Here is a 14,003-nt window from a genome sequence, read left to right as displayed (position 1 = left end):
CAGGCGTGACTTCCCGGATCAAGAGGACCGGGTGACGGCGAAGGCGGCGACGGTGGTGCAGCTGCCGCCGATGTTCAGCGTGAGCGCCGTGCGGGCCCCGGGGACCTGGCAATCCCCGGCCGTTCCCGTGACCTGCCGGTAGGCGTCCAGCAGCATCCGCACCCCGGTCGCGCCCACCGGGTGGCCGAGGCCGATCAGGCCGCCCGACGGGTTCACCGGCAGAGGGCCGTCGAAGTCGATCATTCCGGACTCGATCGCCTTCCAGGACTCGCCCGGCGGGGTCAGCCCCAGGTGGTCGAGCGCGACGTACTCGGTGATCGTGAAACAGTCGTGCGTCTCGATGACGTCCACGTCCCCGGGACCGCTCAGACCCGCGCGGGCGTAAACGTCCAGGGCGGCCTGGCGTAGGTGCGGGAAGAGGTACGGCAGGCCTTCGGAGAGCCGGAGCTTGTCGGCCAGCAGCATCGGCGCGGTCCGGTGACCCCAACCTGAGATCACCGGTCTGCCCGAGGCCGCCGGATGCCGCGAGGACACCAGCACCACCGCCGAGGCGCCGTCGGTGATGCGGCCGCAGTCATACTTGCGCAGCCGTCCCTCGACCACCGGGTTCAGCGCGTCGTCCGGCCCGAAGCAGCCCTCGGGGAACGACCACGCCCGCGCCTGGGCCAGCGGGTTGCGCAGCGCGTTGCCGTGGTTGATCTCCGCGATCCTCGCGAGGTGACGGGAGTCGAGCCCGTGGCGCGCCTCCACCGCGTCGACGATCTCGGCGAACAGGCTCGGCCAGGGGAAGTCGGCGTCGCAGGCCTCCCGGCCCGCCCATGCGGCGCTGCCGAGGTGCCGGGCCGCCTGTTTCGCCCCGACGTTTCGCATCAGCTCGACCCCGGCCACCAGGGCCACGTCGTAGCGCCCGGCCTCCAGGTCGGCCATCGCGGCCAGCAGCGCCATCGACCCGGACGCGCAGGCGGCCTCGTGCCGGGAGGAGGGCAGCGCCGCCCACGCCGGGTCGATCGAGGCGATCATGCCGCCCAGCTGGGCCTGTCCGGCGAACAGCTCTCCGGCCAGGTTCCCCACGTGCGCGACCTGGATCTCGGAGGCCGGTACGGCCGCCGCCTCCAGCGCCCCGAGACACGACTCCCTGAGCATGTCGAACAGGCCGAGCCCCTCGGCCGCCCAGTTGCGCGCGAAGTCCGTCTGGTGGCCGCCGAGGATGTGAACCGTGCTCATCGGCCGCTCACCGCCTCCGAGAGCGACTCCTTCAGCTCCCTCTTGAGGATCTTGCCCAGGGGGTTGCGGGGAAGCGCCGCGACGACCTCCAGGCGCTCGGGCAGCTTGTAGGAGGCGATGCCCTTCTCCCGCAGGAAGTCCACGACCGAGGCGAGGTCCACGGCCAGGCCGGGCCTGGGGGCGACCACGGCGCAGACCCGCTCGCCGAGCACCTCGTCGGCGTATCCGACGACCGCCACCTCGGCCACCGCCGGATGCCCGGCGATCAGCGACTCCAGCTCGGCCGGGGCGATGTTCATCCCGCCGCGGATGACCAGATCCCTGGCCCGGTCCAGGTAGCGCAGGTATCGCCCTCCGTCTCCGGCGATCTCGAACACGTCGCCGGTCCTGAGGTAGCCCTCGTCGTCGAACGGGTCCGCGTGGGCCGTACCCGGAAGGTAGCCGGAGAACACGGTCGGGCCGGACAGGCGGAGCTCTCCCGGGATCCCCGGCTCGGCGATCTCGTTGCCGAAGGGGTCGACCAGCTTGGTCCTGGTCGCGCCGAGGGTGCCGGGCCAGGTGGTGCCGGGGGCGTCCGGCCGGGGGAAGAAGCGGGCCCTGTCCTCAGGGTCCGGCATGCGCACGGGGTCGGAGAGGAGCGCGACGCCCTCGTTGGAGCCGAAGAAGTTGATGATCGCGATGCCGTACCTGTCCTGCCAGCCCTTCACCATCGGCGGCGGGAGCGGCGCGGAGCCGGAGCCGATCCGGGTCAGCGTGGTCAGGTCGGTCTGGGCGAGGATCGCGTCCTGCTGGAGGAGCATCGTCAGCAGCGCGGGCGGGGCGAGGGTGTAGGTGACGCGTTCGAGGGCGATCTGCCCCAGGTAGGTCGGCAGGTCGAACGGGTGGTGCTGGACGAGCACGGCGCCGGTCTTCAGCCAGGGCAGGAAGACCCCGCCGATCCCGGCCATGTTGACCATCGGGAACGGGTTGAGGATGACGTCGCCCGCGGTGAGCCCGGGAGCCTCCGCGCAGGTGGCCGCGACCGCGAGCCAGTCGTAGTGGCATCTCGGCACGCCTTTGGGGGTGGCCTCGGTGCCGGAGGTCCAGCAGATCGTCACAGGGTCGGCAGGGTCGGCGACGTAGCCGGTGGAGACGTGGCCGATGGAGGGGTCATCGGTCGCGGTGTCGAGGTCGCCGCCCCAGAGGAGCGCCGGGACGCCCTCGGGTGCCCGCCCCTCCGCCGCCGTCGAGGTGACGAACACCTTCGCCCGGGCCAGCGCGCCGAGCTGGTTCAGCTCGTATTCGCGGTACTGCACCGGGAACGGGGTGACCACCGCGCCGATCCGGATCACGGCCAGGAAGGTGACCGCGAGTTCCACGCTGTTGGGGAGCTGGACCGCGACCACGTCACCCGCGCCGACGCCCCGGCCGAGCAGGACCCCGGCCACCCGGTCCACCTCCCGGTCGAGTCCGGCCCAGGTCAGTCGCTTGACGTCGCCGGGCAGCAGGTCGGCCTTGTTGGGCGGGTCCACGATCGCGACGGTGTCCGGCCGGGCGCTCACCTGGGCGCGCAGCAGCCTGTCGATCGTGTCCTCGGTCCACCAGCCGTCGGCGGTGTAGCGGGCGATTCGCTCTTCCGTGTGCAGGCGATGCATCGCGGCTCCAAGGCTAGGGAGGGTGCCCGCGACACTACGAAAACAGAAGCCAGGGGTCAATGGGCGATAGATGATCCACATTCATTGGTCCATATGGCTTCAAGTGGCTATGTTTCTGTGCTCGATAGGACATCGAACGAGGTGAGCAGGATCGACACTCGACTGTTAGCGAGCCGCTACCGGCTGCTCAACCCCCTCGCCGAAGGCGGTATGGGCACGGTCTGGCTCGCCGCCGACGAGACGCTCGGCCGGGACGTGGCGGTCAAGGAAGTACGGCTTCCGGCGGACCTGGACCCCGTCCAACGGCAGGAGATCTGCGCCGCCGCGCTCCGCGAGGCCAACCTGGCCGCCCGGCTCAAGCATCCCTCGATCGTGACCGTCCACGACGTGATCGTCGAGCAGGACCGGCCCTGGATCGTCATGGAGCTGCTGTCGGGCGCGTCCCTGGAGCAGGCCGTCCGCGGCAGGCAGCCGCTGCCGGTGCACCAGGCGGCCCGGGTCGGCGTGGGCGTCCTCAGCGCGCTCGTCGCCGCGCACGCCGCCGGGGTGGTGCACCGGGACGTCAAACCGAGCAACATCTTCCTCACCCGGACCGGCCGGGCCGTCCTCACCGACTTCGGCATCGCCGTCGTCGAGGGCGACGCGACGGCCGGGCACACCAACCGCCTCGTCGGCTCGCCCAACTACATCGCCCCCGAACGCCTCCGCGGCGAGCGGGGCGACCCCCGCTCCGACCTGTGGTCTCTCGGCGCCACGCTCTACTTCGCCGTGGAGGGCCTGCCGCCGCATCCGGCGGAAACCCCCATCTCGGCGATCAGCCGGGTGCTCACCGAACCGCCCAGACCACCGGAGCGGGCGGGCCCCATGGGGCCGCTGCTGACGCTCATGCTCGACCCCCGGCCAGAGGCCCGGCCGTCCTTCGACGCCGTCGCCCAAGCTCTCCAGGAGCTCGCCCTCGGCCGATTCGACGCCGTCGCCCAGGCCCTTCAGGAGTTCACCACCGGCCAGCCGGCCGCGGCGACGCCTCCCCCGCCCAGTCCGGAACCGGCCCCCGTCCCCGCAGTGCGGGCGCCCGTTCCGCCCAGGGGGCGCGCGGCCGTGTGGGCGGCCGTCGAGGTGGCGGTGGTCGCGGCCGTCATCGGGACCACCATGGGCGTGATGCGCCTCACCGCGGCCCCCGCGACTCCGGACAAGCCGGCCAGGCTCAGCGAGAAGCCGGGCGCCTTCGCCACCCCGGTGGACATGTGCAAGCTGGTCCCTGCGGCCAAGGTCAAGGAGCTCCTGCCCGCTCTGAGCGCCCCGGGACAGCCGACCAACGACGGAGGCTGCCAGTGGACGACCCCCGGGGTCGGCCTGGAAGTGCACCCGTCGGGCACGGACAAGCAGTGGGGCAAGAGCCCCCGCCAGGCTCACGAGCTGTTCGTGAACCGGCGCAACAGCACCCTGCCCAGCGGCCAGAACGCCTGGAGCTGGTCGGGCATCCAGGCCGGGCCCCGATCGTCCCGCATGACCGGCCCGCTGGGCGTGAAGCCGGTCGGCGAGGAGGCGTTCGGCTACGACTACTACGAGAACCGCAAGACCGGCAGGCTGGAACAGAGCCACGTGGTGTTCCGCGTCGACAACCTGGTCATCGACGCGGGCTACGCCGTGGTGAACGGCAGCAAGGACGGCGCCGCAGTCCAGGCGGGCGCCCACACCGTGGCCACCTGGACCGCGGACGCGCTGAGCAAGCAGAAAGCGAGCCGATGAACCATCCAGACGTCCCCCGATCGCAGGGCAAGCACGCCGGCGGGCCCGCCGGAGCGGTGAGCCCCGCCGTGCTGGAGCAGATCTCGCTGGAGCAGGTGATCGGACGCTCCGGGCCGGCGGTGCCGCAGTGGGCCGCCGTCGTCGGCCTGGCCGTGCTGGATCAGATCGTGGCCGTGCACAACCGGGGAATGCTCCACGGTGACGTACGGCCCGGCTCGGTGCTCCTGGGCCCGCAGGGCCAGATCGTCCTCATGGAGCCGACCTTCCGGTCCCCGACCTTCACCGCTCCGGAGGGCGTGACGGGCCCGGCCGCCGACCTGTGGTCGCTCGGCGCCACCCTCTACACCGCCGTGGAGGGACGCCCGCCGTCCCCCGGCGGGGCCTTCGACAACGCGGGCCCGCTCGCCCCGGTCCTGTTCGGTCTCCTGTCCGGCGACCCCGCGCAGCGGCCCGACCCCGGCACCGTACGCAACGTCCTGCTCGACATCTCCCAGAACCGCGGCGGAACGATCCCCGCCACGCCGTCTCCGGCGCCCGCGGACGCGCCGCCCGTGCCGTCCCTCCTGACCCCCTCCGAGCTGGAGACGACTCCGCCTCCCCTCGCGGCGGAGACGCCCGCGCGGCCCTCCGGCCCGGAAACGGCCTCACCGTCCCTGCTCCCCTCCGGCCCGGAAACGGCGCCGCCGCCTTTCAACGCGGAGACGAGCACGCCGCCCCCGGTCATCGTCAGTCCGGACGCGGCCACTCCACCCCCGCTCATCGTCAGTCCGGACGCGATCACTCCGCCCCCGCCCTTCTCCGACAACCCGGAGGAGACCTCACCGCACCCGATCGTCATCAGCGCGGAGGGGGTCACGTCGCCCTCTCCGGGCGCCTCCCCCCTCCAGGCCTCGCCTTCCCCGGACGCGCCCGCCTCGCGCGAGCTCGTTCCCGCCTCCGGCCCGTCGCGGGAGGTTCTCCCCGTCCCCGCCCGGCCGGACGGCCCGACCGGCCCCACCGGACGTTCCGGCCGTCGGGCCGGGGTGCTCGTGCCTCGCTCGGTCGTGGCGCTGACCGGCGTCCTCCTCGTCGGCATGGCGGCCACCATCGGTGTCCTGCTCACCTCGGCGCTCGGCGACTCCGGAAAGGGCGACCCCGTCGCCGAGCCCGCCTCCGGGGCCGGGGGCCGGTTCGCCACGGCGCCCCGGACGTGCAGCCTGCTCGACGACAAGCAGGTGGAGGAGCTCGTGCCGGGGTTCACCAGCTCCGAGGTCGAACCCGGCGCGTGCGACTGGCTCAACCAGCACGACTGGCGCAAGCCCAGCCCGGAGAAGTACGACCTCCGGATACGGCTGGTCGCCCAGAAGCAGGACGCTTCCGGGGTCCAGCGGGCGAAGGAATACCTGTCCGGCAAGAAGAACGACTTCGTCACCAACGGCAAGTTCGCCACCCCCAAGCCCCAGCCGCCCCAGGACCTGAAGGGGATAGGCGAGGAGGCCTTCACCACAGGCGGCTACAACTCGATCAACCTCTATGGCGGCTCCTACAAGGTGACCGTGGTCTTCCGGGTCAGCAATCTGATCGCGGAAGTCGCGTACGAACGGGGCGGAGTCAAGGAAGACCGGGGCGGCGAGATCGCGCAGGGCGCCCAGAAGGCCGCTCGCTGGCTCACCGAGTCCCTGAAGACCAATGGCTGACCCGTCGCTTCCCGTGCTCGCGAACCGCTACCGCGCGGTCGAGCGGCTGGGCGCGGGCGGGATGGGCGTGGTCTGGAAGGCCCGGGACGAGCTGCTCCACCGCGAGGTGGCGATCAAGGAGGTCAAGCTCGACCCGCACCTCCCCGAGGCGCAGCGCGCGGAGATGCGCGAGCGCACGCTCCGCGAGGCGCGGGCCGCCGCCCGGCTGAGCCATCCCGCCATCGTGGCCGTGCACGACGTCATCGCCCAGGACGGCCGCCCATGGATCGTGATGGACCTGATCCGGGGGCGCTCCCTGCAGCAGACCGTGCGCGCCGACGGGCCGCTCCCGCCCCGGCGGGCGGCCGCGGTCGGGCTGGCCGTGCTCGACGCGCTGGCCCTGGCGCACAGCCGGGGCATCATGCACCGCGACGTGAAGCCGGCCAACATCATGCTCGCCGACGACGGCGGGGTGCTGCTGACCGACTTCGGCATCGCCACGCTGGAGGGTGACGTCCAGCTCACCTCCCCGGACGCGCTGGTCGGCTCCCCCGGCTACATCGCCCCTGAGCGGCTGCGCGGCACCGGCGACGGCCCGGCCGCCGATCTGTGGTCCCTGGGCGCGGCACTCTACGCGGCCGTCGAGGGGCAGGGGCCGTTCCATCGCGGCGTCTCGGCCGCCACCCTGGGCGCGGTGCTCACCGAGGAGACGCCGTTCCCCGCAAGGGCGGGCGACCTGGCCCCGGTGCTGCTCGCCATGCTGGAGAAGGATCCCCGGCAGCGCCCCGGGGAGGCCGGTCTGCGTACGGCCCTGCAGCGGGTCGCCCAGGGGCTGCCCGCCGGCCCGCTCTCCCCGGCGACCGGCCGGCAGGACAGACCCGCGTCGCGGTCGCGCGGCCGTATCGGGTTGATCGTCGGACTGGGACTGGCGCTGGTGGCCGGCGCGGTGGCCGCGACGGTCCTGCTGACCATGGACAGACCCCAGGATCCCTCGGCGTCACCCACCGGCCCCGACCCACGCGTCGGCCGGTTCGCCACCGCCCCCGACCCGTGCGGCCTGCTGACCACCGCCGAGAGCCAGGCCGTGGCACCGAGCGCCACCCCCTTCGGGATGGAGGCCAAGGGGGACGAGGAGGCCTCCTGCAGCTGGAGAGGCGCGCCCGACGCGCGCGAGCTCCGCGTGGCTCTCGGTCACCGGACGCCGACGCCCGGAAAGACCGGCCCGGACACGGCGCACGCGTTCTTCGCCGCCGAGCGCACCAAGGTCAAGGCCGATGTGGGGACCAACCCCATCGGCGGGGTCGGCCCGCTGCGGGACGTCGGCCACGTCGGCGCCGAGGCGTTCGCCTACGAGATTCGCGTCCTCGACCGGGTCCACTCCGTCATCCGTTTCCGGGTCAGCAACCTGCTGATCGAGGTGAACGTCTCCGAGAAGGGCGAACGCCCCTCCGCCGAGCTGCGCCGCCACGCCCTGCGCACCGCCCGGCTCATCGCCGAGGAGCTGAACGGCCGTGACTGAGACACCCCGGACCGGAGCGTCTCGTGTGGAGCGCCTGGCATGACCGATCCCAACCTGCTCTCCGGCCGTTACCGGCTGCTGGAGCGCCGCGATCACACGGGCACCACCTGGCGCTCGCGTGACGAGCTGCTCCACCGCGACGTCATCGTCACCGAGGTACGGCTCCCGCCTCTGGGCCCGCACCGTGACTGGCTCATCGGCCAGATACGGGCCGCGGCCGACCTCCGGCATCCCGGCGTCGTCACCCTCCACGACGTGATCTCCGCCCCCGACCGCATGTGGCTGGTCCTGGAGTCGGTCGAGGGCCGCTCGCTGATCCAGACCGTCCGCGCCGACGGCCCGCTGCCCTCCGAGCGGGCGGCCGAGGTCGGCCTGCGCGTGATGGACGCGCTGGCCGCCGCCCACGCGCGAGGCATCCGCCTGGCCGCCACCCCCGACACGGTGCTGCTCACGCCCGACGGGCGGGTCGTGCTGACCGGCGTCGCGAGCCCCGTCCCCGCCGACGACCTGCGGGATCTGGGCACCACCCTGTTCACCGCCGTCGAGGGCCGGGCACCGCACACCGGTTCCCCGGTCGCCCCTCGCATGCCGGACGGAACACCCGTCGCCGACCTGGCCCCCGCTTCCGACCCCAGCCCGACCGGTTCCGGCCCGCTGTCCCCTCTCGTGGAGGGCCTGCTGGCGGCCGATCCCGCCCTCCGCCCCGACGCCACCTCGGTCCGCCTGACCCTGGAGCGGATCGCCCCGCATTCCGCCGCCTCCCGCCGCAAGCCCCTCATCACCGCGGCCGTCGCGGCCGTCCTGCTCCTGACCGGTGCCGCCTTCTGGCTCTGGCTCCGCCCCTCCGAGCCGCCTCCGGCCGGTCCGCCTCCGCTCCCCGCCTCCTTCGCCAAGGCTCCCGACCCTTGCGCCCTGATCTCCAAGGAGCAGATGGGCCGGCTGTTCCTGGAGACCGCCCCGTCGAGGGGGGACGACAACCGGTGTTCCTGGCAGAGCCAGAACACGGGCCAGCCCAGAAATCTCCAGTATCTACTCTGGACCCAGACCTTCCACTATCCCTCGGGCGAGCGGGCCCACGACGCCTACGCGCGCTTCCTCGCACAGGAGAGCGGCAAGACCAGGTCGGCGGCGGGCCTCTCGCTGACCGTGGCCAAGCCCGCGCGGGCCGTACCCGGGATCGCCTCGGAGGCCTACACCTTCGAGGTGACGAACGATCTCACCTACTGCACCGGGGTGGTCTTCCGCGCGGCCAACCTCGTCGTCGTCGTCCAGTACCAGCGCGGCGGTGGCGAGGACGCCAGTGGCAGCACTCGCCAGGGCGCGTTCCAGACCACCCGGTGGATCCTCGAAACCCTCAGCCGGACCCGCTGAACGGGAGTACGCGGGACAGGTACCGTCACACGGCCGCGCCCGCCGCGAGAGCCGTGCTCACCCGGCCCGGGACGGCCCGAGCGAGGGTTCGGCGGTCACTGCGTTCCCTGGCGATCCAGGACGAAGTGCACCTCGCGGCGGCGCAGGGGCTGGGCGCAGGCCGTACAGAGCAGGACCGGGTCGAGGGCGGCGCCGCAGGGTTTGTGGGTGATGGCCAGGGCGGAGCCTTCGGGTGCCGGAAGCTCGCGCTGGGCCCAGTCGACCAGGAAGGCGAAGACCTCGAAGAAGGCCAGGCCCCTGTCGGTGAGGCGGTAGGACCCGTCGGGCCGGGCGTCGAAGACGTCCAGTTCGACGAAGCGGCGCAGGCGGTCGGTGAGGACCGAGGGGGCGATGCCCAGGCTGGACTGGAAGTCGACGAAGCGGCGGGTGCCGAGGAAGGCGGCGGCCAGGACGGTGGTGCTCCAGCGGTCGCCGAGGATCTCCATTGAGGCCGGGCAGTAGTCGATCAGGTCGGGCTCGACGCCGGGACGCACCGTACGGCGGTGCCGCCGGGGCGGGCCGATCCGGGAGAAGGTGGCCAGCGGCCCCTGCTCGGTGTGGGTGTCACGGGCGCTCATCGGCTCCCGGCAGGTGCCGCACCCGAGGTACGGCCTGGCGTCCTCGCCGCACAGGTTGTGCATGAGCGGCGACAGCCCGCGGTCCGCCCAGTCGCGCTCCCAGGAGTGGATGGCCACCAGCAGCGCCCACAGCTCCAGCCCTCGCTCCGTCAGCCGGTATTCGTAGCGCGTCCGCCCGTCACGGTAGGCCGACAGCTCGAAGATCCCGTGCTCGACCAGCTCCTTGAGCCGGGTCGCGAGCACCGACTCGGAGATCCCCAGGGAGCCACGCCATCCGGCGAAGGTCCGGATCCGCAGCAGGAACGCCCGTTGCAGGATCAGCAGCACCCACCGGTCCCCCAGGATCGCCAGCGCCTGCCCGATCGCACTGAGCTCAGCCCGCGCCGCCTGCCCCCCGGTGCCGCTCACAGCCCGCCCTCCGATCCCGTCCGAATCCGCGACGAGGTGCCGACCCGCCCTGTCTCGCTTCTAGCCAGTCTGGCGCACCTCCCGATGGAACGATCCGGACGAGCGGCCGTTGACGAGCTGACTTCTTTTATCATAGCGTCCGCCGTATGGCGGAACCTGTGGTGATCATGGACGAGTCGGGCGAGCCGAACCCGTACCTACTGGGCGTCTACGCCCCGGTCCAGGACGAGATCACGGCCGAGAACCTGAAGGTCATCGGGGAGATCCCGAAGGATCTCAACGGTGTCTACCTGCGAAACGGGCCCAACGCGCGGTTCCCGATGAAGGGGCGCTACCACTGGTTCGACGGAGACGGCATGGTGCACGCCGTGCACTTCGACAACGGCACGGCCCGCTACCGGAACCGGTACGTCAGGACCAGGGCGTTCGAGGCGGAGTCGGCCGCCGGGAAGGCGCTGTGGACCGGCGTCATGGAGAGCCCCAAGGGCAACCCGTTCGGCAACACACGCGGGCTCAACCTCAAGGACTCTTCCAACACCGATGTGATCTTCCATCGGGGCAGGATCCTCACGACCTGGTATCTGTGCGGCGCGCCGTACGGCATGGACCCGCTGAGCCTGGAGACGCTCGGCGCCGAGACCTTCCTCGACACGCTGACCGGCGACTTCATGGCGCACCCCAAGGTGGACGAGCGGACCGGGGAGCTGTTCTGGTTCGACTACGGGCCCCGCAGGCCGTACATGCGCTACGGGGTGGTCGGGGCCGGCGGCTGGGTCGAGCACTGCGTGGAGCTGGAGCTGCCGGGGGCGCGGCTGCCGCACGACATGGCGATCACCGCCGACCACGCGATCCTCATGGACCTGCCGCTCTACCAGGACATGGACGCCGCCCGGCAGGGGCGGTACAAGCTGACGTTCGACCGGGAGATGCCCTCGCGCTTCGGCGTCATCCCCCGCCGTGGCCAGGCCCGCGAGATCCGCTGGTTCGAGGCCGAACCCTGCTACATCTACCACGTCGTCAACTCCTGGGAGGAGGACGGGGAGATCGTCATGGACGTGTGCCGGGTGGCACGGCCCGCACCCTCCGGGAGTGGGAGCCCGCTGGCCCGGATGATCTCCTATCTCAAGCTCGACGCCCGGATGTACCGCTACCGGTTCGACCTGCGCACCGGCCGGACGCACGAGGAGTTCGTCGACCCCGACCACAACACCGAGTTCCCCTCGATCGACGCCCGGCGGACCGGCCACAGGTCGCGCTACGCCTACAACGTCTCGGTGAAGGACGCCGCCACCAACCTCTTCGACGGTCTGGTCCGCTACGACAACGTGACCGGCGGCAAGGAGGCCTACTTCTTCGGCGAGCACCGCTACGGCAGCGAGGCCCCGTTCGCCCCTCGTGACGGAGCCACCACCGAAGAGGACGGCTATCTGATCAGCTTCGTCACCGACGAGCGCGAGGGCACCTCCGAGGTGCAGGTCCTCCACGCGGCGAACCTGAACGCCGGGCCGGTCGCCCGGATCCTGCTTCCCCAGCGGGTGCCGCTCGGCTTCCACGCCACCTGGGTGCGCGCGGAGCAACTGAAGGGCCAGGCCGCGTGAGGGCGCCGCGTAAGCTCCCCCGGAGGGTTCGGCGGGAGGCCGGGCGATGACGACCTACCTCTACGACGCGGTCCGGACCCCCCGAGGCAAGGCCAGGCCGGGCGGCGGCCTGGCGGACGTGACGCCGCTGACCATGCTGGAGAGGCTCCTGCACGGCCTGCGCGAGCGGACCGGCGTGGAGCGGGCCGACGACATGGTGATCGGCTGTGCCTCGCAGAACGGCGACCAAGGCGGCAACCTGGCCCGGACCGCCGCGCTGACCGCCGGGTTCGACACCCCGGGCATGACCGTCAACCGCTACTGCACCTCGGGCATCGACGCGGTCCGCACGGCCTTCGCGCTCGTGGAGTCCGGCCAGAGCCGGACCGTGATCGCGGGCGGGGTGGAGTCGGTCTCCCGGGTGCCGATGTTCTCCGACGGCGGGCCGCTGTGGGCCGACCCGGCGGTGGTCGACAGGGTCGGCTCGATTCACATGGGCATCGCGGCCGACGTGGTCGCGACGATCGAGGGCTTCGAGCGCGAGGAGCTCGACGCGTACGGCCTGCGCACCCAGACCCTGGCGGCCCGCGCCTGGGCCGCCGGACGCTACGACCGCTCGCTGCTGTCGGTCAACGACCTCGAACACGACGAGCACGTACGGCCGGGGCTGACCCTGGAGGCGTTCGCCGCGATGGCTCCGGCCTTCGCCGGGCAGGACGACCAGGACGCCATCGTCCGCAGGCACCGCCCCGACCTCGGCGAGATCCGCCACCTGCACACCCGGGGCACCTCTCCCAGCCTGTGCGACGCGGCGGGCCTGATCCTGGTGGGCTCGGAGCCGACCGGCGCCGACCTGGGCCTGCCGCCCCGGGCCAGGATCGTGGCCACCGCGACCGCCACCGCCGACCCCGTCACCATGCTCACCGCGGGCCAGCTCGCGGTCGAGCAGGCCGTCGCCAAAGCCGGTCTGACCCCCGACGACGTCGAGGTCTACGAGTTCGCCGAGGCCTTCGCGGCCCTGTGCCTGAAGTTCCAGAGGGATCTGAAAGTGGATGACGACCGCTTCAACACGGGCGGTGGCACCATCGCGATGGGCCACGCCTTCGGCGCCACCGGCGCCCTTCTCATCGCCGCCTGCCTCGACGAGCTCGATCGCCGTCGGGCCCGCTACGGCATAGCCGCCGTCAGCGGCGCCGCCGGCAGCGGTTCGGCCATCCTCCTGGAGCGTGTGTCATGAGGCTGGGCGTCTCGCTCGGGCTGTGGCAGGACCGGCCCGCCGATGAGGCACTGCTGACCGCGCGGGCGGCCGACGAGCTGGGATACGACGAGGTGTGGGTGGGCGAGATGGCCACCTACGACGCGTTCGCGCTGGCCACGGCGATCGGGCTGAGCACCGGGCGGATCGGGGTCACCGTCGGGCCGCTGGCGGTGGCCGTACGGGACCCCATGATGATCGCCATGGGGGTGGCCTCGGTGGCCGACCTCATCGGCAGGCCGGTGAATGTGGCGGTCGGAACGTCGAGCCCGCTGGTCGTGGAGGGCTGGCACGGGCGGTCCCGGGCGCGGGCGGCGACGGCACTGCGGGAGGCGGTGCAGGCGCTCAGGCCGCTACTCGACGGCGAGAAATCCGATTTTTCGGGCGAATGCCTGAAAAGCCGGGGCTACCATCTCCGGCTCCCCGCACCCCGCTCCGAGCTGACCGTGGCCGCCTTCGGCGCCTCCGCCGTGAAGACCGCCGCGACGGCCGACCGGATGGTGCTCAATCTGATCACCCCGGCCTCCGCCGCCCGCCTGGTGTGCGACCTCCGCGCGGCGTGCGAAGGCACCGTTCCGAGAGTGGCGGCCTGGGTGACGGCCGCCGTCAACCCCGGCCGGGAGGCGATCGACCGGATGCGCCGGGGCATCGTCGGCTATCTGGCCGCGCCCGGATACGGCGAGATGTTCACCGAGGCCGGGTTCGGGGACGTGGTGGAGTTCGCCAGGACCCGGCCGCACCCTCGCGAGCTCCTGGCGGCCATCCCCGAAGGGCTGCTGGAGTCGGTCGCCCTGCTCGGCGACGTGGACGCGATCCGCGAGCGCCTCGCCGCCTACGCCGAGGCGGGCGTGGACGAGGTCGCCCTGGTCCCCGCCAGCACCGACGCCGACCCCGGCGGCGTCGCGACCCTCAAGGCCCTCGCCGGATAATCACGATATATCTCGGTTGGAACCCGCCGGTGAGCCCGCACGTTGAACAGGCGACGCAGAATGAG

The 14,003-nt window shown here is 72.3% G+C and carries 10 protein-coding genes; 7 read left to right on the top strand and 3 right to left on the bottom strand.

The window, feature by feature from the left end:
• Nucleotides 1–18: 18 nt before the first annotated feature.
• Together ACFY2X_RS26100 and ACFY2X_RS26095 are read right to left on the bottom strand one after the other, a co-directional pair.
• Nucleotides 19–1,224 (bottom strand): acetyl-CoA acetyltransferase, encoded by a 1,206-nt coding sequence (locus tag ACFY2X_RS26100; RefSeq protein WP_389942321.1) that lies wholly within the window; start codon nt 1,222–1,224, stop codon nt 19–21.
• Nucleotides 1,221–2,858 (bottom strand): class I adenylate-forming enzyme family protein, encoded by a 1,638-nt coding sequence (locus ACFY2X_RS26095; protein ID WP_389942318.1) that lies wholly within the window; start codon nt 2,856–2,858, stop codon nt 1,221–1,223. The genes ACFY2X_RS26100 and ACFY2X_RS26095 overlap by 4 nt, the downstream gene beginning before the upstream one ends.
• Nucleotides 2,859–2,999: 141 nt before the next feature.
• On the opposite strand from ACFY2X_RS26095, the gene ACFY2X_RS26090 reads away from it, so the two are divergent.
• The 4 genes from ACFY2X_RS26090 to ACFY2X_RS26075 are packed head-to-tail and all read left to right on the top strand — an operon-like array spanning nt 3,000 to nt 9,152.
• Nucleotides 3,000–4,607: a serine/threonine-protein kinase gene (locus ACFY2X_RS26090; RefSeq protein ID WP_389942315.1), complete on the top strand. Its 1,608-nt coding sequence runs from the start codon at nt 3,000–3,002 to the stop codon at nt 4,605–4,607.
• A complete protein-coding gene (locus ACFY2X_RS26085; protein ID WP_389942312.1) occupies nt 4,604–6,283 on the top strand; it encodes a hypothetical protein in 1,680 nt (559 codons plus the stop codon). The genes ACFY2X_RS26090 and ACFY2X_RS26085 overlap by 4 nt, the downstream gene beginning before the upstream one ends.
• A complete protein-coding gene (locus ACFY2X_RS26080) occupies nt 6,276–7,781 on the top strand; it encodes a serine/threonine-protein kinase (protein ID WP_389942309.1) in 1,506 nt (501 codons plus the stop codon). The genes ACFY2X_RS26085 and ACFY2X_RS26080 overlap by 8 nt, the downstream gene beginning before the upstream one ends.
• A 39-nt stretch (nt 7,782–7,820) precedes the next feature.
• Nucleotides 7,821–9,152: a hypothetical protein gene (locus ACFY2X_RS26075; RefSeq protein ID WP_389942306.1), complete on the top strand. Its 1,332-nt coding sequence runs from the start codon at nt 7,821–7,823 to the stop codon at nt 9,150–9,152.
• A gap of 95 nt (nt 9,153–9,247) precedes the next feature.
• Here ACFY2X_RS26075 and ACFY2X_RS26070 read toward each other — a convergent pair whose 3' ends face one another.
• The gene (locus tag ACFY2X_RS26070) at nt 9,248–10,177 is read right to left on the bottom strand and encodes a winged helix-turn-helix transcriptional regulator (RefSeq protein ID WP_389942303.1); all 930 of its coding nucleotides are present in this window, start codon (nt 10,175–10,177) and stop codon (nt 9,248–9,250) included.
• A 146-nt stretch (nt 10,178–10,323) separates the two neighbouring features.
• Between ACFY2X_RS26070 and ACFY2X_RS26065 the strand changes: the two genes are divergently transcribed.
• The 3 genes from ACFY2X_RS26065 to ACFY2X_RS26055 are packed head-to-tail and all read left to right on the top strand — an operon-like array spanning nt 10,324 to nt 13,938.
• Nucleotides 10,324–11,775, top strand: coding sequence for a carotenoid oxygenase family protein (locus ACFY2X_RS26065; protein WP_389942300.1), 1,452 nt, complete (start codon nt 10,324–10,326; stop codon nt 11,773–11,775).
• A 46-nt stretch (nt 11,776–11,821) separates the two neighbouring features.
• Nucleotides 11,822–12,991, top strand: coding sequence for an acetyl-CoA C-acyltransferase (locus ACFY2X_RS26060; RefSeq protein WP_389942297.1), 1,170 nt, complete (start codon nt 11,822–11,824; stop codon nt 12,989–12,991).
• On the top strand, nt 12,988–13,938 hold the full coding sequence (locus ACFY2X_RS26055; protein WP_389942294.1) for an LLM class F420-dependent oxidoreductase: 951 nt from the start codon (nt 12,988–12,990) through the stop codon (nt 13,936–13,938). Before ACFY2X_RS26060 ends, ACFY2X_RS26055 begins: the two co-directional genes overlap by 4 nt.
• The last annotated feature ends 65 nt before the right edge of the window (nt 13,939–14,003 follow it).

It is taken from the genome of Streptosporangium sp. NPDC000396, assembly GCF_042898655.1.
Classification (GTDB): Bacteria; Actinomycetota; Actinomycetes; order Streptosporangiales; family Streptosporangiaceae; genus Streptosporangium.
This window is presented reverse-complemented; position numbering and strand designations above follow the sequence as displayed.

What these genes read in the sequence shown, in the direction of transcription:
- ACFY2X_RS26100 (WP_389942321.1), bottom strand. Translation starts at nt 1,224, where the DNA reads ATGAGCACGGTTCACATCCTCGGCGGCCACCAGACGGACTTCGCGCGC.
- ACFY2X_RS26095 (WP_389942318.1), bottom strand. Translation starts at nt 2,858, where the DNA reads ATGCATCGCCTGCACACGGAAGAGCGAATCGCCCGCTACACCGCCGAC.
- ACFY2X_RS26085 (WP_389942312.1), top strand. Translation starts at nt 4,604, where the DNA reads ATGAACCATCCAGACGTCCCCCGATCGCAGGGCAAGCACGCCGGCGGG.
- ACFY2X_RS26080 (WP_389942309.1), top strand. Translation starts at nt 6,276, where the DNA reads ATGGCTGACCCGTCGCTTCCCGTGCTCGCGAACCGCTACCGCGCGGTC.
- ACFY2X_RS26075 (WP_389942306.1), top strand. Translation starts at nt 7,821, where the DNA reads ATGACCGATCCCAACCTGCTCTCCGGCCGTTACCGGCTGCTGGAGCGC.
- ACFY2X_RS26065 (WP_389942300.1), top strand. Translation starts at nt 10,324, where the DNA reads ATGGCGGAACCTGTGGTGATCATGGACGAGTCGGGCGAGCCGAACCCG.
- ACFY2X_RS26060 (WP_389942297.1), top strand. Translation starts at nt 11,822, where the DNA reads ATGACGACCTACCTCTACGACGCGGTCCGGACCCCCCGAGGCAAGGCC.
- ACFY2X_RS26055 (WP_389942294.1), top strand. Translation starts at nt 12,988, where the DNA reads ATGAGGCTGGGCGTCTCGCTCGGGCTGTGGCAGGACCGGCCCGCCGAT.